This is a genomic window from Chryseobacterium vaccae (assembly GCF_009602705.1).
In the GTDB taxonomy this organism is placed as follows: Bacteria; Bacteroidota; Bacteroidia; order Flavobacteriales; family Weeksellaceae; genus Chryseobacterium; species Chryseobacterium vaccae.
The window spans coordinates 1,560,024-1,580,134 of sequence record NZ_VSWH01000001.1 but is presented as its reverse complement, the minus strand read 5'-3'; the positions used below and the strand labels follow the sequence as shown (position 1 = coordinate 1,580,134).

The following is a 20,111-nucleotide window of genomic DNA, read 5'->3' as shown; positions in this document are numbered from 1 at the left end:
GTAATTTTGTTAATTAAATAAATATAGAAACAAGATGAAAAAAATTATTAGATTAGGAATTATTCTTATTTCTTCTATCATATATTCTCAAGTTGGGATTAATACACAGTATCCGAAGAGTACCCTGACTGTAAATGGGTCATATGCGGGAAGCTACAAATCGATAGCTGTTAGTACTAACTTAACTATTACCGATCAATTTGTAAATGTATTTGGGGCTTCATCTGCTATTACAGTTACTCTTCCCGATGCTATAGTAGCAGATGTAGTGAAGGACTCTTTTTATGGAAGAGTATATCATATTAAAAATACTTCTTCTTTTGAAGTAACTATTAAGGGAAATGGAACACAGATGTTACAAAATGGACCAACCTCAAGCCCGAATAGTATTATTCTTAAATCAGGAGAGTCGGTAATGGTGATTAAAAATTCAAATAATAACGTTTCAAATGCTTTATGGGATGTTTTTCAACAAACCAGTGTTACTAATGACACTACTTTTGTGGTAGGCGCCATTAAATCGTTTAGGGCAGTTGTTCCAGCAACATCATTTACGACTAATGGGGGAATAAGAAATATAATGACAGGGAAAGCTGTAAATCAAACTGCTACAACGAATAGACAGTCGGCTTATGAACTTTCCAGTGCAATTGAAAAGGCAAAGTTTATTATAATTAATGGGCTAAGGATGGATTTTATGAGAGTAAATTATAATGGAGTAGATGTATCTCCTAGATTTTTCAATACTACTGCTGGAACTATTACATATAACATTTCTGCTCTATCCACAAACAATGCAAATATTTATGGTGTAAACAATAATGTTTTAGGAAATTATTATAGTAATTATATTGACGGAGATGATGATTTACTGACTACTGAGAATGATGGAGCCGAATATATTAATGTAATGTTAACCTTTCCTGATGGACAATGGTACAATTGTACTTGGCATGCAACGAGAGATGCTGCTAACTATTATTTTTACTTTACGGCGCAACGCTTAAATTAATTGCCAAAACCTATTTCTAAAAATACATAATACATACCAGGAGAAATGGTTCTGTTATAGCAGTAATACACAACGCAAGGTTAATATATTTAGGTAATCATGTACTTTAATGTACCAATAGTAAAAATTCTTAAAGATTACTCTCCGATTCATCATTCAGTTTACCACCTATAAGTAATAAAATTTAATACTTTGTTTAAGAATAGAGTCTTGTACATTAAAGTATATCATTGCCTTATTCAATATTGTGTACCGTTTCTAGATAATCTGTACACTTTCTTTAATGCTGTTCATAACAAAAATACTCTTGGTTTGCCCGATGCCTTCAATCTCTGAAAGCTTGTTGATGAAAAATTCGTGGAACTCATCCATATTGGGAGCCAGGATCTTCAGCATGAAATCAAAATCACCGCTGATATTATAAAACTCAACCACTTCTTTCAGTTTTCCGACTTCCTCAATAAACTTTCCTGCGGTTTTTTTGTTATGAACATTCAAAGCAATCATGCAGATCACCATCATGCCTTTATTTACTTTTTTTCGGTCAAGAACAGCGGTGTATTCTTTAATAATCCCTGTTTTTTCCATTCGTTTAATCCGCTCATGAGTTGGAGTAGGACTCAGGTTGATTCTTGCAGAGATATCACGCACGCTCATTTTAGCATCTTTTTGCAGCAGACGAAGAATAAAAAGATCTTTTTCGTCAGGAGTGTATGAGTCTGTAGTCATTTGTTCTGTTTTTAAGTGAATAGTTGATTGTTAAAGTACAATTGTTCTTTTTATTTTTATATATACGTTATATTGTTCCAAATTTACTATATAATTTTTATATACGTTCTGTTAATTTTAATTTTGCAGGAAATTTGAATATATGGATACAAGGAAGAATTTAATATTAATTATTGCATCGGTGGGGACTTTTGTAGAAGCTTTGGATATTGCTATTATTAATTTAACCATTCCTTCTATCCAGGAGCAGTTCGGCATCGGAGCGGCCACAGTACAATGGCTGCAGACGCTATATGTATTATTTTTCGGTGGATTTCTGATCATTGGAGGTAAGCTTTCAGACCAGATAGGGCGTCGGAAAATATTTCTGATCGGAGCACTCATCTTTATGCTGACTTCATTAGGAGCGGGGCTTTCTCAGAGCTTTGAAGCATTAGCGGTATTCCGTGCCCTGCAGGGATTGGGAGCGGCATTGGTCATGCCTTCTGCTTTATCTATTGTAACCAACACCTTCAGAGGAGAACAGGAACGTAACCGGGCAATTGGTATTTTCAGTTCATTTGCCGCCATTGGTTCCGGAAGCGGGCTTTCCGTTGGTGGAATCATCAGTACCTACATGAGCTGGCATTGGGTTTTCCTGATTAATGTTCCTATTCTTCTGATCACTTTGATCTTTGCCTATCGTTATCTGCCATTAGATGAGAAAAATGAAACGACACAGAAAACGGATCTTGTTTCAGGAATCCTGCTTGTACTGGGACTGTTAAGCCTTACCTACGGAACTCATGAATTGATTCACATTCAGGAACAGCCTTTGCTGATTGTGGGTTCACTGGTGTTGTCAGTTCTGCTTTTGATAACAGTTTATAGAAGACTGAAATCTGTCTCCCAGCCGCTGATCGATCTGAAACTGTTCAGACATAGATCGCTTGTTGTCTCCAATGCAGTATTCTTTACTTTAGGGGCCTTTTTTATCGGATTTTTATTCCTTATTTCCCTGATGCTTCAGAAAGATATGGGACATAGTGCAGCATCTGCGGGGTTAATGCTGGTTCCATTCAGCATTATGTCAGCACTGGCAGCAAAATTTGTACTGCCTCATGTATCCAAAAGACTGAGCTCTTCCCAAATGGGAGTTTTCGGATGGAGTTTTATGCTGTTTGGAGCTTTATCTTTATTGTTGTCTGTCTATATTGGACATCCTCTGGCTGTAGTATTATTGGGAGCCGCCTGTATTTCCGGAATAGGAATGACCTTCTGCTTTACCGCCCTTTCGGTGATGGGAATTCAGGATGTTGAACCTTCTCATTACGGGGTAGCTTCAAGTTTAAGTTCTACAAGCTACTTCCTGGGCGCAGGAATCGGACTTTCATTCATGACTCTGATGAGCCAGATCTTTCCATCAAAATATGCAGTAGGAGATCTGAGCCTGATGATTCTGATTGGTTATGCAGTTTTGGCATTGGGAATGTTGTTGTACTTTATATTCAGAAGCTTAAAAGTAAGGCAGACTGCCGTTGCAGTTTCATAATCTTAAAAACACACAAACTATATAATAAAAGAACCGGTGCTTGAGTATCGGTTCTTTTTTTGAACCATATCCAATTTTTCTTTTACCGTATTTTCTTTAAAGAAATTAAAAAATCGATATGAATACTGACGGTTCAATCAATCGTCTCGGATATAGAACCCTATACAAAGAATCAAACTTTAGAGAAGATTTAAACTCAAGGATCCTGGAAAAAAACTTTATTGATTATATAGTCATATGAATTGATTTTGGTTAGAAAAGATAGAAAATAATCACGGAAATGGTAATTTTCTTGATTAATAATTTATACGTTTTTAAGGTATTTAAAAAAAATAACTAAAGAAAAAAATATTTTATGTTATTGATTTTATATAAACTAAAAAAGTTTTAGTAATTATAGTTTCCCTTAATTGTGATATAAAAAAAGTTCTTATACTTGTTCAAGATTGCAATCACAGAAATTAATAATTTAAAAAATCAAAAAAATGAAAAAAGTTATTTTATTAGCAGCTTTCGGAGTTGCTGGGTTAGCAAATGCGAAAACAGCCGATGTGAAAGTTCCAACAGGGTTAACAAACGTGAAAACGTATGAAGTGAAAATTTCAGAAGAAACCAAAAAAGAAGATTCTAATGCTGTTCCTTTCCAGCTTTGTGGAGTTAGTGTAACCTATTACGATGGTGATGGAAATATTACGGGATATGATCTCATAACATCAGATCAAAGTTCATTAGAGAACTGCCAAATGTGGCAAAGCTTAGTAATCCACAGATTACAGAAAAAGGGCTTTATTGTTTCAATGGACTAAAAAAATAATATGGGAAATTAATATTAATTTCCCATTTTTAAACGTAATATGAGAAACATTATATTTTTAAGCTTAGTATTAATATCGGGACTTGGGTTTTCACAAAAAATCCACGTAAAGTATTTAAACGTCCGCTCAGAGATTGCAACGCTTTATGAAGACCTATATATTGATAATAATAAAGTTATGTCAAGACAGGATTCACTTATTCAATTCAGAAATCAGAATACATCGAGCGGTACAATAACCGCTTTTAAGCCGTCAAAAATTACAAGAGCATTTTACTATATGTCTACTATAAACAAGGATCAGAACACAAAAGATTTTTTCTTTACTGGTACTGTAAATGGAAATGATCCTAATGATAACTATTTTATACATGATAATGTTCCCAAGCCGATATGGACCATAGAAAAAAGCAGCAGAAAGAAAATTTTAGGATATGAATGTTTTAAAGCCACTACGAATTTTAGAGGTTCAAATATAACTGCGTACTTTGCAAAAGATCTCCCTTATTCTGCTGGGCCATTTAAATTTTATGGTTTACCTGGACTTATTTTAGATATTAGAGTTGATAACAAGGCGTATAATATTTGGAAAGCAGAAAAGATCGAAATTGATTATAAAGAAAATATCAATTTAACACCGTCATTTAAACAATATCCAAAAATTGAAATGAACAAATTTACAGAGCTTAAAGACCAGCTACTTTTAAAAAATAATAAAGAAATTATAGAGACCCTTCCTCCAGGTGCCAAAATTCAATACAGCACCAATAGGTTAGGTATAGAGAAAAATTTTGAATGGGAAAATAAACCAACTGAATAAAAAGAAAAAAGACTGTCCTTTTGAGACAGCCTCCAGAAAACCAACGGTAGAGTCTAAAATGGACTATACTGTTTTTAATCGTTTTATAATCAATAAAAATATATGCAATCAATTTAATCTGCTGAGAAAATCTAGTTTTCCTCTGCTCAAATAAGGAATATATCTATTTTTCTATTAAATATAAATAATCAGCATAGAGTTAATTTCCTGTAGGGATTAAGTGTACTTTAATTTATACTGTTTCTAATATAACGGCCTAGATAGCCATATTTTTACTTCTGGTGATTATATTTTACTTTTGCCGTATGAAAATACAGATCATCAGCGATCTTCATCAGGAATTCGGATTTACTGATCTTGACTTCAGCAGTGCAGATCTTGTGGTGTTAGCGGGAGATATTAACCTGGGGACAAAAGGGATAGAATGGATCAAATCTAAGATTCAGAATAAGCCGGTCATCTATGTCTTGGGAAATCATGAATATTATAAAGGTTCCTATCCAAAAACACTGAATAAGATCAAAGCTGCAGCAGAAAACTCTTCTGTTTTTGTTCTTGAAAATTCCTCAGTAGATATTGACGGAATACGTTTTCACGGGGCCACACTCTGGACCGACTTTTCCATTTTTGGAAACCCCGTACAATACGGAATGCTTTGTCAGTCAAAAATGAACGACTACAAAATGATCCGCCGTGATCCTTCCTATTCAAAAATGAGGACCATTGACACCTTTAAAATTCATCAGTTTTCAAAACTTTGGCTGAAAGAAAACCTTGAAGAATCAGCGGGTCTGAAAAATATAATCGTTACCCACCACGCGCCAAGTATAAAATCCGTTCCTGAACATTACAGCAAAGATCCTCTTACAGCTGCTTACGCTTCTGACCTTGAGGATCTGATCATGGATTATGAGCCTTTATACTGGATTCACGGGCATATCCATACCCCGTGCAGATATAAGATCGGTGCCACCGAAGTCATTTGTAATCCTCACGGTTATATTGATGAAAAATACAACGGCTATGATAAAGAGCTTTTTGTTGAAGTATAAGCTGTCAGCTATCAGTTAACCTACTATTGGCTTTCGCTTTTTCACAAAAATCCCCTAATTTAGCATATAATTTCACTTCCGATGCCTAAAAAATCAGCAGCAGCATTACCGGAATTCGTTTCCATATTCACTTTTGAAGAGCTTCTCGAACAGGTGGAGTTTGATCTTCGTGTGAAAGAATTTGTAGTTATGGAGATTGATAAAGCCAGCTATGCTGTCAAACTGAATACCCCTTACCGTTCAGATTATTTCTGTATTTTTCTGGTGCAGCAGGGAGATATTCGTTTCAGACTTTATGATGAAAGCTATGAGGTGGCTAAAGGAGATGTTGTTTTCTGTCCCATGTCAGAAACATTCTGGGTAGAAAAGATTGCCGATGATTACAAATCCAAATATATTTTCTTTTCCATGGATTTTATTTCTCAGGCCGGGTTTAACTATAAGTCTAATCACGTAATGAAAAGCCTGTCATCAGATCCTACCCACATTATCAGGAACGAACCGGATCTGTACCGGAAAATGAACTTTCACCTGGATGAATTAAAAGCCCTGAATAATACAGAAAAAGATGATTATTACTTCAATGAAATGATCTGGCATCACTTCTCATTGGTGATCTATGAAATTGATAACTACTTCAAAAAAATAGAAAAACCACATCAGGTAACGCTCCGGGAAGATGAGCTTACTACCAGTTTTTTCATTCTGGTACAGGAGCATTTTAAAGAAGAGCATAATGTTCAGTTCTATGCAGATAAACTTTTTATCAGCCGTAAATACCTGACCAAAGTGATCAATAAAACCATGTTTAAATCTCCCAGAGACATTATTCATCAGGTACTGGCAGTAGAAGCCCGGCTATTGCTTAAAAACCCCAATCTGAATGTAGGAGAAGTGGCTGCACAGCTTAAATTCTCTGATCAGGCATCCTTCAGTAAATTTTTTAAAAAACATGCCGGAAAATCTCCGCTGGAATATCGTAAAGATGATTTGTATTGATAATCAGTAGGTTATATTTTTAGATGTCTTTTTGCTAAATAAGAGCAGTAAATTTGATTAAAAATATAAAATATTATCATTTATGTACTCTATAAATGATATTTCTCATGTTTTTCTAAATAAGGGGGTCTTTTTGACAAAAGAAGAGGTTTTTTGAATATTTCTATTGAATTTTTTTCGGACGAATTTTGCCCGGTAAATTTAAAAGGAATATTGTTATGCAGAGATTTTTTATCCAGAAATCCACTATCCTTTTCCTCTCGCTTATTGTTTTAGCGGGATGTAAGAAAAGTAACCCCAATCAGTCTTATCAGCAGCAGGCACCTGAGCTTCCGGTAGAAACGGTAAAGCAGGGAGACGCCTCTGTTTCCAGAGAATATGCTGCCTCGGTAGAAGGAGTTTCCAACGTAGAAATCCGTCCCCAGGTAACAGGCTATTTAAGCAGAATTTTTGTAGATGAAGGAGATTATGTAAGAGCGGGACAGCCCCTTTTCAAAATTGAGGATCAGGTATTCCGTGAACAGCTGAAAAGTGCACAGGCAGCCCTCATTACCGCACAGGCTGCATTAGCGACATCTAAAATAGACCTGGACCGTAAAAAAGAGCTGTTGAAAAACAAAATGGTTTCCGATATTCAGGTGAAAGAAGCGGAAGCTGCGTATAATGGAGCAAGAGGAGCTGTAAGCCAGGCGATGTCCTCCATTGAATCAACGAAGATTAATCTTAATTTCTCTACTATTAAAGCTCCTGTAAGCGGATTTATAGGAAGATTCAATTACCGTCTGGGAAGCCTGATGACACCTTCCAACCAGGAGCCGATCACCCTTCTATCCGATATTCATGAGGTATACACCTATTTCAGCATGAGTGAAAATGATTTCAATAATTTCCAGAAGCAGAATGCAGGAAGCAGTATTAATGAAATTATCAAAAATACGCCTGCGGTTTCTTTATTGCTTTCAGGAGGTGAGAAATATGCCCAGACCGGAAAAATTGATGCGGTGGAAGGCCAGTTCAACAAAACAACAGGTTCCATTACCTTAAGAGCGAAGTTCAGCAACCCGGACAATCTTCTGAGAAGCGGAAATACAGGGAAAATCATACTCGATCAGTTTTACAGCAATGTAGTTCTTCTTCCGATTGCATCCACAAGAACCATTCAGGATAAGATCTTCGTATTCACCATTAAAGATGGAAAAGCAGTGATGCTTCCGGTAGAAGTGAACGGAAAAGCAGGAGATAACTTTATTGTTTCAAAAGGTCTGAAAGCTGGTGACCAATACATTGCCACAGGATTCGACAGGCTGCAGCCGGGAACTCCCGTAACGGCACAGAAGAAAAATGCGCAACAGAAAAAATCGTAAGAAAAAATCATGTTAAAAAGAATTATAAAAAGACCCGTACTGGCAACGGTAATTTCCGTGCTGCTTGTCATTCTGGGGATCGTCGGTATGGTAAGCCTGCCGATTACCAAATTTCCGGACATTGCACCGCCTACTGTCATGGTAACGGCTGCTTATCCGGGAGCCAACGCGGAAACCATCGCGAGGTCCGTGGCACCACCTTTGGAAAATGCCATCAACGGGGTGGAGAATATGGATTATATCACGTCCACTGCAAGTAATGACGGTACTTTAAGCATTACCGTGATTTTTAAATTGGGAACAGACCCCGATCAGGCGGCCATTAACGTACAGAACAGGGTAGCACAGGTAACCAACCAGCTTCCGGCAGAAGTAGTACAGGCCGGGATCACTACGCTGAAAAGACAGAACAGTATGATCGCCATGGTCTCTCTGACCAGTAAAGATGGTACTATGGATGATCTTTTCCTGGAAAACTATGCTAAAATCAATATCGTTCCCGAGCTGAAAAGGGTGAAAGGAGTAGGAGATGCCATGGTATATGGAAATAAAGACTACTCCATGAGGGTATGGCTCGATCCGAATAAGCTGACTTCCTATAATCTTACCCCGGCAGAAGTTTCCCGTGCTATTCAGTCTCAGAACCTGGAAGCGGCACCCGGAAGATTCGGGGAAAGAAGTAAAGAAGCGATGGAATATGTTCTCCGCTACAAAGGAAAATTTACAGAGCCTGAACAATATGAGAATATTACGATCAAAGCCTTGAGCGATGGTTCCGTTTTAAAATTGAAAGATATTGCAAAAGTAGAATTTGGGGCGTACAGCTATACGGTTTCCTCCAATTATAACAAAAAGCCTTCAGTAACGATGGCGATATTCCAGATGGCAGGATCTAATGCCAATGAAGTGCAGATTGCCCTTCAGGAAAGAATGAAAGAGCTGGAAAAATCGTTCCCGCAAGGGATGAATTATGAAATTCCTTATGCAACGAAAGAAGCACTGGACCAGTCGATCGATCAGGTAATTCATACCCTGATAGAAGCATTTATCCTGGTATTTATTGTGGTGTATATCTTCCTGCAGGATTTCCGTTCCACCTTAATTCCGGCCATTGCAGTTCCGGTATCCATTATAGGAACATTCTTTTTTATGAAAATTTTCGGGTTTTCAATCAATATCCTGACGTTATTTGCCTTGGTACTGGCCATTGGTATTGTGGTAGATGACGCCATTGTCGTCGTGGAAGCGGTCCATGCTAAAATGGAACATAAAAAACTCAACCCGAGGGCCGCAACCATGTCGGCGATGAGTGAGATCACAGGAGCGATTGTTTCAATTACCCTGATCATGTCTGCGGTATTCGTACCAGTCGCATTTATGAGCGGCTCTACAGGATTGTTTTACCAGCAGTTTGCCTTAACACTGGCCATTGCCATTGTTATTTCTGCGGTGAATGCCTTAACACTGAGCCCTGCTTTATGTGCCCTGTTACTGAAGCATAACCACGGAGGAGCTCAGGAGAAAATGAATTTCAAAGACCGTTTCTTTGCCGGTTTTAATGCCAGCTTCAACAAACTGATCTTCCGTTACGGAAAATCGGTGTTGTTCCTGTTAAAAAGAAAATGGGTAGCAATGGTTCTTATTCTTGTTTTCGGAGGGCTTTTTGCCTGGATGTCAATGACAACCCCTAAAGGATTTATTCCGGATGAAGACCAGAGTTTTATTATTGTAACAGCCAATCTTGCACCGGGAGCTTCAAAAGACAGAACCTCAAAAGTGGTTTCAGATACGGAAGATCTTCTGATGAAAAATCCGGCTGTAGATGAGGTGATTTCCGTAGATGGATTGAATCTCTTCAGCGGATCAATGTCATCCTCAGCAGCCTCTATTTTCGTAAAGCTGAAGAAAGGAGAGGAGAGAGGAAAAGTGAGTAATATCAATGATATTATCGGGCAGGTTCAGGGAATGCTTTCGCAGGATAAAAGAGCCAATTTCCTTGTGCTGAATACACCAACGGTAGATGGTTTCGGAAATACCAGCGGGATGGAGCTTGTGCTTCAGGACCGTACCAACGGGGAACTTCAGAATTTAGGAAACATTTCTTACGGAATGATGGGCGCTTTGATGCAGAGACCGGAAGTAGCAGTGGCATTTACCACCTTCGATGTTACCTATCCGCAGTTTGAAGTGCTTGTAGATGAGGTGAAAGCTGCCCAGTTAGGTGTAAGTGTAGCTGATGTGCTTGGCGTAATGCAGGGATATTACGGAAGTATACAGTCTTCGGATTTCAACAGGTTCGGGAAGTATTACAGGGTATTGGTACAATCTACTCCGGAAACCAGACAGGATAAAGAATCTCTGAACGGTATTTTCGTGAAAAATAATTCAGGGGAAATGGTTCCTGTGAACACATTAGTTACTTTAAAGCAGGTAACAGGTGCTGAAGTGGTAGACCGTTTCAATCTGTTCAACTCTTCCAATTTAACGGTGATGCCGGCTCCGGGATTCAGTACAGGACAGGCTATGGCCGCAATCGAAGAGGTGGGCAAACAGGTTCTTCCTCCGGGATATACCTATGATTATAAAGGAATGAGCCGTGAAGAAGTTTCCGCAGGTTCACAATCGGTGATGATTTTTGGATTGTGTATCGTGTTCGTATTCTTCCTTCTTTCCGCACAGTATGAAAGTTATGTACTTCCTTTAGCCGTTCTGATCGCTATTCCGGTAGGTTTATCAGGGGTATTTGTAGGAATTACACTGGCAGATCTTTCCAACAATATCTACGTACAGATTGCTTTGGTGATGCTGATCGGGCTTCTGGCCAAAAACGGGATCCTGATCGTAGAATTTGCCATCCAGAGAAGAAGAGCAGGGAAAAGTCTGATCGCTTCGGCAGTAGAAGGAGCAAAAGCACGTCTGCGTCCAATTCTGATGACTTCACTGGCATTTATTACGGGACTTCTTCCGTTGCTGTTTGTGGTAGGACCTTCTGCGCTAGGAAACCATTCCATCGGTTATGCGGCCGTTTCTGGGATGCTTTTCGGAACAATACTGGGGATTTTTGTGGTTCCGGTACTTTTTGTAGTCTTTCAGGCTTTGCATGAAAAGATGAGCGGAAAAACGATAACGGATGCCGACTGGGAATATTAAATCCAAATGATTATGACAATGAATTCAATTAAAAATATAGCTTATATCGCACTTATTTCAGGAGCGGCAGTATCCTGTAAGGTTCAGAAATATGAACGGCCGGAAGTCAAAATGCCTGAGGTTTTCAGAGGTGACAGCATTACTACAGATACTCAGGAAAATATCGCGAAAACCAGCTACAGGGATTTCTTCAAAGATCCGGTTCTGGTTGCCCTGATTGATAAAGCTGTTACACAGAATAATGACCTTCTTGTTGCTTTAAAACAGATAGAGTTTGCGTCATTAGCTTATAACCAGAGCAAATGGGGAAATGTTCCCGTGATCAGCGGTGGTCTCAATGCGAATATCAGCAGACCTTCGGATAACAGCATGAACGGAATGATGGCCGGACAGTTTATGGGGAAACGGTATATGGAAGACTATACTGCCTCGCTCAATTTTTCGTGGGAAGCGGATATCTGGGGAAAGATCAGAGGCAGAAAAGAGCAGGCTCTTACAGAATACCTTAAAACACAGGAAGCTGCCAAGGCTGTTAAAACTCAGCTTGTGGCCTCTGTAGTGCAGGGATATTATAATCTCCTGATGCTGGATACCCAGATGGAAATCACAAAATCTAATCTTACCTATGCAGACAACACCCTGAAGTTTTTAGCAAAACAGCAGGAATTAGGGCTTACCACTGCCCTGGCAGTACAGCAGCAGGAAATTGTAAAAGATCAGATCCTGAAATCCATTCCGGCGATAGAAAGTTCTATAGCCACTCAGGAAAATGCATTAAGTCTGCTCACGGGCTCCATGCCGGACAGGATTGAGAGAAGTGCAAGCCTGAATAACGTACAGTCACCGGATCATCTGGCAACGGGTATTCCTTCAGAATTATTAAGTTACAGGCCGGATATTAAAAGTGCGGAGCTTGAAGTAAGAAAAAGTGCTGCAGCCATTCATGTTGCAAAAATGAGCATGTATCCTTCACTGAATATTACAGCGCAGGGTGGTTTGAATGCTTTCCAGGCAAGCCAGTGGTTCAGTATTCCCGGATCACTATTCGGAATGGCTGCCGGAGCTATTGCACAGCCTATTCTGAATGGAAAACAGCTGAAAACACAGTATGAACAGTCCAAAGTATTGGCAGGTCAGGCTGAGATCAGTTTTAAACAGTCCGTACTGAAGGCTGTAGGAGAGGTTTCCGATGCGTTGGTGCAGATCCAGAAGCTTGAAGAGCAGCAGAAAATAGCGGAAGGGTTAGTTGTAAAATCGAATGAAGCGGTAAAGAAAGCGGATATTCTGTTTAAATACAATTCAGCCACGTACATTGAGGTGATTATCGCCCAAACGAATAAACTTCAGACGGAACTTGATCTGGCTTCCCTGAAAGCTCAAAGACTGAATGCCATTACTACGCTTTACAGAGCGGTAGGAGGCGGATGGCAATAAAGTAAAATTAAACCTGCTTCGTCTGTAATGATGCAGCAGGTTTTTAATCCATACTATTATGAAGAATGCAGATATACAAGATGGTATTATTCTTATCCCCGATTTCAGCGGGTTTACCGAATTTGTGTTCAACACAAAGCTTTATACGGGAGAATATATTGTGAGACAGCTTCTTTCAACATTGATTGATGTGAACGGGCGCTATTTCGAGATTTCGGAGATCGAAGGTGATGCTATTTTGTTCTACCGTTACGATGAAAATCCGTCTTATGGAAATATTTCTGCAATGCTCTTGAAAATGCGGAATGCTTTTAATAAAAAGATTGAAGAATTGAGCAAAGCGTTAAGTACATCTATTGATCTGTCGCTGAAATTTATTGTGCATTACGGAAAATTTTCGCAGTACCAGATCGGGAATTTTAAAAAGCTTTATGGAAAGCCGGTTGTGGAAGCTCATCAAATGCTGAAGAATGATTTTGCAGAACAGCCTTCCTATGCTTTATTCAGCAATTCATTTCTGGAAAGTAGCAGTAATAATGAAGTTACCCTGAAAACTTCCAGCCGTCATCTTCCTGAGGTAGGCATGATCCATTATTTTGAAAATGTAAACTAGCATATCTATTTTTTAATCCTTGTAAATTTGCTATTGTATGTCCGGATTTTTCCGGACATTTTTCATTATTTAGTGATATATGTAGTGTTAATTTTTCCTTTAAAAGAAGGACTTTGAAATATTTTCCTTTTTTTTCATTTTTCGTGTAACAAACTTTCACCCATAGGTGTCTTATAAGAGAAATATTACTTTGGATGAAAATAATTATATGTTCGGTAGCTTTATTAATGGGTTCTTTAACTTTAGCCCAAGCCACGAATGACACAATAAAGAAAAACGAGAAAGAAATAGAAGCAGTAACATTGACTGCCAGAAAACCAACGGTAGAGTCTAAAGTGGACCGTACTGTTTTTAATGTTGCCAACAGCTCTATTCTTGCCGGAAATACAACCTGGGATGTCCTGAGAATGACCCCTATGGTAAGTATCGATAACAATGATGCTGTAAAAGCGGAGGGAGAATCGGTGACGGTATACATTAACGACCGTAAATCTGTTTTTACAGGAAAGGAGTTAAAGGAATATCTTAAAACCATTCCTGCGGATAACCTGATGAAGATTGAAGTAATCACAAGTCCTTCCTCACGATATGAAACAACAGGTTCGGTGATTAATATCGTGTTGAAAAGAAGAGATGATGAGGGATTGAAAGGGAGTGTGACTTTTAACAACAGACAACAGACAAAGAACTCTCAGTATACCAATCTTAACCTGAATTATCATAAGAAGAATTTTACCCAGACCCTTATCGGAAGTTACAGTGATAATACCTATGTTCAGAAAAGTTTTTTTGAAAATACACTGTATAAAGATAACTCTGTGAGCCAGGTAAATAATGAAGTAACCGGAAGAGGGAAGAGTCCTTCTTTCTCCTCGACCTCTGAGTTTGAACTGAATGATAAAAACAATGTAGGACTTATCCTGGAATATTATCAGAGCAGAAATACTTCCACATCGGATGCTGACGGAATCAACTATCTTAATTATAATCAATACCAGGATTCCTATCATCAGGACCAGGATGTAGTGGGAAAATACAGGACTTTGGGAACCAACCTTTTCTATAAGTATTATGATAAAGAGAAAAATAAAATTCTTGATATCAACGTAGGGACTAATTATAATTCCCAGATCAATTCTAATACCTTCTTAAAAACATTTAATGTTTCCCCTGTTTCGGATCTTTTGTTAACCAATTCTGATGAACAGACCCGTAATTATTACGTGAAGGTAGATTATACGCAGCCTATAGGGAAATCAGGAGGCAGCTTTGAAGTAGGAGGAAAAATGGATTTCAATAATAATGTGATTGCGAATGACGCAAACGGGAGTTACCTGAATAATATCCGTAAAAATGATGTTTTCCATTATGAAGATAATATCAATTCCCTTTATGCCAACTACAGCAAAACCTTTTTTGAAAAGCTGGAAACCAGAGTAGGACTACGTTATGAGCATATTGATCTTAAAATGAGACAGGATATAGCCGGAACAGAAAGAAAAGATTCTTACGGGGCATTCCTTCCTAATTTATTGGTGAAGTATACTTTTTCAGATAAATATGATCTGAGTCTTACGTATAACAAAAACCTATGGCGTCCATGGTATTCCGAGTTCAATCCTTTTCTTGTTCCCACCAATGACGGAACGTACAGCAGAGGAAATATGGAACTGGACCCTAACCCAAGCCACAGGTTGTATATGAAATTCGGATTCAAGAAAAAATATTTCCTTTCAGCAAGGTATATGTTCACCGACCAGGATTACTGGACCACCTTAAAAGAAGAAAATAATTTACTTGTTACCCTTCCTTCGAACCTAAATGGTAAAGTTCAGAAATATTACGTTTTTGCCAATACCAATCAGTCTTTCCTGAAAAATAAACTGAATGTAAATGTAGGAATAGGATGGTATTATGTTGATAACCATGATTTCAATGAAAAGAATGACCTGAAGGGAGCCAAATACCTGAGTTATCTGGGAGGCTCTGCCAATCTGTCGTACACCAATCTTTTCAACAAAAATATTAATTTGAGTGCCTGGGTGGAGATTGCCAATCAGAACAGCGGTAATTCATATGGAAACAAAGTGAATGTTTTTCATAATTTCTCAGCCACAAAAATATTCCCTAAAACCCAGATGGAGGTCAGCCTTCAGCTGATGAATATTTTCCAGAGACCAAATTATGATGCTACCAGCTTCAGCCAGTACGGAACTATCAGAACTTCCTCAAAATGGGACTGGTACGGAGCCTCAATTTCCTTTGTAAAACGTTTTGGAAACCAGAAAGTGAAATCGAATACTAAGACTGATGTAGAGAAAAATGCAGGAGGGGGCAAGTAGTCTATAAGATAACATAAAAAGTGCCGTTAATCCGGCACTTTTTTTATTTATTCTGTTTTGCTGAACAATGGAAAGTTGGTTGTCAGTCCAATGCTTAACCGTTTCATAAGTCCGTTATTAAGATTCTGCGTATCAAAAAAATCATTGAATTGAAAGCTTAATCCTATAGTGGTAATACTGACATCTTTTTTCATCTGGGATACAAATACCATTACTCCCGCATCCGTTATGGGTTTTGTAATATTATTTGGTTTTCCACTAACGTAAATGCTATAACCGAATGTCAGACTTTTTTCATCCATATTATCGGGTGTAAGCCTGCTTAGACTGACATGGAAAGGATAACTGTCATATTCCTTATAATTGCCCTGTTTAGCTGTTTTAGTTGTTAGAATCTCTCTTGTTACCGAACTTTCTGTGTCTATTTGTATTTTACTGTCCCTTACTTCAACGGAAGTTAAATCATTATAATTGTTCGTTCTAGAATATCCTGCCCTAAAGCTAATCAGCCAACTGCTTTTTATAAGCATATTGTAATTGAGGCCTAGCGATAATCCTGAAAAGCTCTTTGAAGAAAGCTGACTTTTAAAAGTTGTATCACTTTTATAGAGTTGGTATTTATTCACGGAATAACTGGCATAGATGCTGCCCCAGTCTAAAAAGTTATTTTCGGGCTTCGTTGCTTCTCTATCAAATATTTTAACCTGATTGAGGGATCCGGAAATATTGATACCCGGTGAAAACTGTCCGTTTTTAAAAACAGCAGCATATCCTTCTGTGGGCTTTACTTTGACTCCCAATGTCCAGAATTTATATTTTGGCTGACCAAATGGGGTTGTTCTGTTGTAATAGTCAAATCCTATACTCTGATCTCCTGTATTTAACTTAATCAAACCGCTGCTCATGAGAGATGAAGACTCATTTACAGTCAGCATGGGTTGAAATAAGGCATCTCCGTTTTTGTCTTCAATAAGAAGCTGTCCTTTCATGAAAGAGAGTGAGATGAGTAAAAAGAACAGACAAAAGTTAATCTTTTTCATACGAATTCATAAGCTTGATGTCCGTAATTATAATCAGTATTTCTGCAGGTAACTTTGTTAGACTGTTCTGTTTCGTTAATGAGAACTGAGCATTCAATTTCTCCATTTTCTTTACCTTCGCAGCCAATAAAGACATCCAGTGCATTGTCGTCAATTGGATAGTCTTGTAACTTTACATAATAATATCCAGATTTTGCGTTGTAGTCCCATCCGCTGCCGATTCTCGAATTACTGTTGGTGTTTTCAAGGAAAACTTCCCAGGTGAAGACTGAGCCTCTCTTTTTAAGTCTCAGTTCGATGTTGATGATTTTTCTCATGGGTAAAAAATTTTGTGGTTGTTTATAAAGTTTTTTAATGGTTCCGGAACTTTTGATAATAGCAGGTGAGCTCTCTGAACACTATCAAAGTTAGATTTTGTCTCTTTACAAAAAAATACTACTTTCGGGTAATTTTTAACATAAATTATGTTAATTTTATAGCAAAGTAACTTTATGGGTAAAAAGTTTTTAACAGATGCTGAAAAACCTCATCTTCTTGTAAAGGTTTGGAATAATTATCCTGAAGTTTTACAAAACGGAAATGAAATTTCTCCTCCACCCTCTATTGAAAAGATCATAGGGGATGTGTTCTCCATGGGAGAATTCTATTATTATGTAATTAATATTGCAGACAGTACCTTAAGCGGGCATCATCCCAATATCCTTAAAATGCACGGCCTGAAGCAGCTTCCTCACCACCTTAAAGAAATTATAGATCTTATACATCCTGCAGATCTGGATTTTGTAATGGAAGCGGAAAGAATGACTATTGAAAAGATGAGAGAAATAGATGGTTTTAAACACCAGCAGGAGCTTAAGACAAGTTATTGTTTCCGGATGAAAACGGCAAAAGGAAATTATGAAATGTTTCACCATCAGGCCCTGCATACTGCGAAAAGTGATGACGGAAAACTCCTGCAGGCTGTTAATATTCATACCAATATCCAGCATATTACAAAAGAAAACAGCTATATTGTATTGGTGCAGGGAATTGGCAGCCGGAATGATTTTCACCAGATGCACTGTCTTCCCGATATCAGGAATCCTGAACTGAAGGATCTGCTGACTAAAAGAGAAGTTGAGGTGCTTACCCTGCTGGCCGGAGGAAGTTCTGCAAAAGAGATTGCGGACAGGCTCAGTATTTCCTATCATACAGTAACCACACACCGGAAAAGTATTCTCCGAAAAACCGGATGCAGAAAAGTTTCGGAGCTTGTGAAAGTAGCCATTGAATATGGATATATTTAAAAGTGAAGCTGGCAGAAGTAAGCGGTAAAGTTTGTTTGTAAAGTATATTTTAAAACAGATTTAAATATCTTTCTTCAAGGGTTTTATTTTTTAAAGCTTCCAGAAACTCAGAAAAGCTGTCGGCTACATGATCAGTTTCCTCATACTCAGGTTCTTCCCCGAAATAAATCTTCCCAAAATTATTATCTGCCGTGCCAATTGAGAAATAAGCATAGCTGTTTTTTACGGAAAGAATGAAAGGCAGATGAGCATTCCAAAAACTAATGATCTGGTTCCGGGTTGTTTCATCACCTTCAAAAGCTGCCAGAGACTGCTGTTCAAACTCGTTCCAGCTGAACTCACTTTCAGTATGAGAGTCGTTAAAATCAGAAATACTATTGAACCATGTAGTGTCAGATAGGTTGGTAAGCAATAAAAATGATTTCAGGAAGATGTTATAATCTTCAGGAATTTTTGGATAACGTTTCAAAAAGTCTTCTGAAAGTCTTCCATTTGAACCGGTTTTTATGGTAAAATCTGGGTGATCTGCTAATGGATTCATTCTCTTATTTTTCGGTGATGATTTCAATTTCTGTTGTTGCTCCGAGGCTTTCCAGTTTTTTAATGTCGGCTTCTATCCATTTGAAATAGGCTTCGGAGAATAAGATCCTGGGCCGTTTGCTCAATTGCAATGCTTCAGGGCCTGAAATACCTAATTCTGCTTTCAACAGAGAAATTATTTTGATCTTATTGGGACCGGTATCTGTTATATAAAGCCGTGCTCTGCGAAAGTCTGAAGCTGATATTTTCTCCTCAATCTTTTCTTCATCCAATGGTGACATAGATTCAGCGACTTCCCGTACCTCATTCCAGAATTCATTATCCGGAACGTTTTTCAGATAATCAGTCAAAGCATCCTTATTATACTGAATACTCTGAATATCGTTTAACTGTTTCTCAAATTGCCGGATAGAAGGTGCGGCCATAATAGGAGTCCATTTTCCCTGTCCGTGAAAGGCAAAATAGACAGGGAACTGTCGGTCAGATTCTTCGAGATCAATAAAAAACGGATCATCAAAATAATTGGTGGCCAATACCAGCCAGGTTGGTTTAAAATCACCTGTTTTTAATCCCGCCAAATCTTCACTATTAGCATTGTAACGATATCCCTGCTGGAAATAGCAGAGTTCTTCAGGGTTAGCGTAATTTTCAGGAAGGGACATTCCTTCTATCCTGATTTTTGCTTTCAGAAAATTGACGATATCGATATGCTGAGCAATCTCGTCATATAATTTATGGTTCAGCTGTTGAAGATTTTCTATTTCTCCTTTTGATGATTCTTTAGGCGAATCATAGTCAAAAGGAAGCTTTCTCTGCATCCAGTGCATGAGATCCCGGTCCAGTACAGCCAGTTCAGACTCCTGTAAAACACCGTAATCGCTTACATAGACTTTTTTGTCATTCTCATGAACGGAGATGACCGCCACACGGCCTCCGGAATCATCCGCAACAGGGATATAGTCAGGCAGATATTGTTCGAAATCATAGGTGGTATAACGCTCTAATATTTCTTCCTTATCCCGGAATACCCGGCAAATGCCATACACGATTTCTTCAGTGTATTTTTTCTGAAATACTTTGATAAAGGCATGCCAATGGGCGGGAAGTTGTTGCTGCATAAGAGTTGATAAGGGCTTTCAAATGTAAATTTAAAAAAATCGTTGGAGAAGCACATACTATTAAGAAAATATGTAAAATCCACAATAAATAAGAATTCGTGCACCCGTGTTTAATCACAAAAGGTTCTGCACTTTAGTATAAATAAGTTTAAGAGCTTAATGCATAAAAGCACGCATTAGTTTTTAGAAATTTACAAGGTCAAAAAATAAAAAAGCAGATTCCTGTCAGAAACCTGCTTTATCAACTAAAAAAAACTGCCGGAAATG

17 protein-coding genes are annotated in these 20,111 nt (G+C 38.1%); 12 read left to right on the top strand and 5 right to left on the bottom strand.

Annotated features, from left to right (window positions below; genetic code table 11):
- The first annotated feature begins 34 nt into the window (after positions 1-34).
- Positions 35-1,012 (top strand): hypothetical protein, encoded by a 978-nt coding sequence (locus tag FW768_RS07140; protein ID WP_153394089.1) that lies wholly within the window; start codon positions 35-37, stop codon positions 1,010-1,012.
- Positions 1,013-1,270: 258 nt separating this feature from the next.
- Here FW768_RS07140 and FW768_RS07135 read toward each other — a convergent pair whose 3' ends face one another.
- Complete coding sequence (locus FW768_RS07135; RefSeq protein WP_153394087.1) at positions 1,271-1,741, bottom strand: Lrp/AsnC family transcriptional regulator; 471 nt, start codon at positions 1,739-1,741, stop codon at positions 1,271-1,273.
- A gap of 142 nt (positions 1,742-1,883) precedes the next feature.
- On the opposite strand from FW768_RS07135, the gene FW768_RS07130 reads away from it, so the two are divergent.
- The 10 genes from FW768_RS07130 (at position 1,884) to FW768_RS07085 (ending at position 15,860) form a co-directional block, all read left to right on the top strand.
- On the top strand, positions 1,884-3,272 hold the full coding sequence (locus FW768_RS07130) for an MFS transporter (RefSeq protein WP_153394086.1): 1,389 nt from the start codon (positions 1,884-1,886) through the stop codon (positions 3,270-3,272).
- A 485-nt stretch (positions 3,273-3,757) separates the two neighbouring features.
- Positions 3,758-4,078, top strand: a complete 321-nt coding sequence (locus FW768_RS07125; RefSeq protein WP_153394083.1) for a hypothetical protein — start codon at positions 3,758-3,760, stop codon at positions 4,076-4,078.
- A 48-nt stretch (positions 4,079-4,126) separates the two neighbouring features.
- Positions 4,127-4,906: a GLPGLI family protein gene (locus FW768_RS07120; protein WP_153394081.1), complete on the top strand. Its 780-nt coding sequence runs from the start codon at positions 4,127-4,129 to the stop codon at positions 4,904-4,906.
- A 305-nt stretch (positions 4,907-5,211) separates the two neighbouring features.
- The gene (locus tag FW768_RS07115) at positions 5,212-5,958 is read left to right on the top strand and encodes a metallophosphoesterase (protein ID WP_153394080.1); all 747 of its coding nucleotides are present in this window, start codon (positions 5,212-5,214) and stop codon (positions 5,956-5,958) included.
- 81 nt (positions 5,959-6,039) lie between these two features.
- Complete coding sequence (locus FW768_RS07110) at positions 6,040-6,957, top strand: helix-turn-helix domain-containing protein (protein ID WP_153394078.1); 918 nt, start codon at positions 6,040-6,042, stop codon at positions 6,955-6,957.
- Positions 6,958-7,175: 218 nt separating this feature from the next.
- A complete protein-coding gene (locus FW768_RS07105) occupies positions 7,176-8,321 on the top strand; it encodes an efflux RND transporter periplasmic adaptor subunit (protein WP_153394076.1) in 1,146 nt (381 codons plus the stop codon).
- 9 nt (positions 8,322-8,330) lie between these two features.
- Positions 8,331-11,471, top strand: coding sequence for an efflux RND transporter permease subunit (locus tag FW768_RS07100; protein ID WP_153394074.1), 3,141 nt, complete (start codon positions 8,331-8,333; stop codon positions 11,469-11,471).
- 18 nt (positions 11,472-11,489) lie between these two features.
- Complete coding sequence (locus tag FW768_RS07095) at positions 11,490-12,905, top strand: efflux transporter outer membrane subunit (RefSeq protein ID WP_153394072.1); 1,416 nt, start codon at positions 11,490-11,492, stop codon at positions 12,903-12,905.
- Positions 12,906-12,963: 58 nt separating this feature from the next.
- Entirely contained in the window at positions 12,964-13,518 is a 555-nt protein-coding gene (locus FW768_RS07090) for a DUF2652 domain-containing protein (RefSeq protein WP_153394070.1), read from the top strand.
- 194 nt (positions 13,519-13,712) lie between these two features.
- Entirely contained in the window at positions 13,713-15,860 is a 2,148-nt protein-coding gene (locus FW768_RS07085) for an outer membrane beta-barrel protein (RefSeq protein ID WP_153394068.1), read from the top strand.
- A 47-nt stretch (positions 15,861-15,907) separates the two neighbouring features.
- Here FW768_RS07085 and FW768_RS07080 read toward each other — a convergent pair whose 3' ends face one another.
- Both FW768_RS07080 and FW768_RS07075 read right to left on the bottom strand, forming a co-directional pair.
- On the bottom strand, positions 15,908-16,900 hold the full coding sequence (locus FW768_RS07080; RefSeq protein ID WP_153394066.1) for a hypothetical protein: 993 nt from the start codon (positions 16,898-16,900) through the stop codon (positions 15,908-15,910).
- Complete coding sequence (locus tag FW768_RS07075) at positions 16,897-17,217, bottom strand: hypothetical protein (protein WP_153394064.1); 321 nt, start codon at positions 17,215-17,217, stop codon at positions 16,897-16,899. The genes FW768_RS07080 and FW768_RS07075 overlap by 4 nt, the downstream gene beginning before the upstream one ends.
- A 174-nt stretch (positions 17,218-17,391) precedes the next feature.
- Here FW768_RS07075 and FW768_RS07070 point away from each other — a divergent pair, with 174 nt between their 5' ends.
- Complete coding sequence (locus FW768_RS07070; RefSeq protein WP_153394062.1) at positions 17,392-18,186, top strand: response regulator transcription factor; 795 nt, start codon at positions 17,392-17,394, stop codon at positions 18,184-18,186.
- Positions 18,187-18,235: 49 nt separating this feature from the next.
- Here the strand turns inward: FW768_RS07070 and FW768_RS07065 are convergent, their stop codons facing one another.
- Complete coding sequence (locus FW768_RS07065; RefSeq protein ID WP_153394060.1) at positions 18,236-18,727, bottom strand: SMI1/KNR4 family protein; 492 nt, start codon at positions 18,725-18,727, stop codon at positions 18,236-18,238.
- Between the two features lie 4 nt (positions 18,728-18,731).
- On the bottom strand, positions 18,732-19,844 hold the full coding sequence (locus FW768_RS07060) for an SMI1/KNR4 family protein (RefSeq protein WP_153394058.1): 1,113 nt from the start codon (positions 19,842-19,844) through the stop codon (positions 18,732-18,734).
- Between the last annotated feature and the right edge of the window lie 267 nt (positions 19,845-20,111).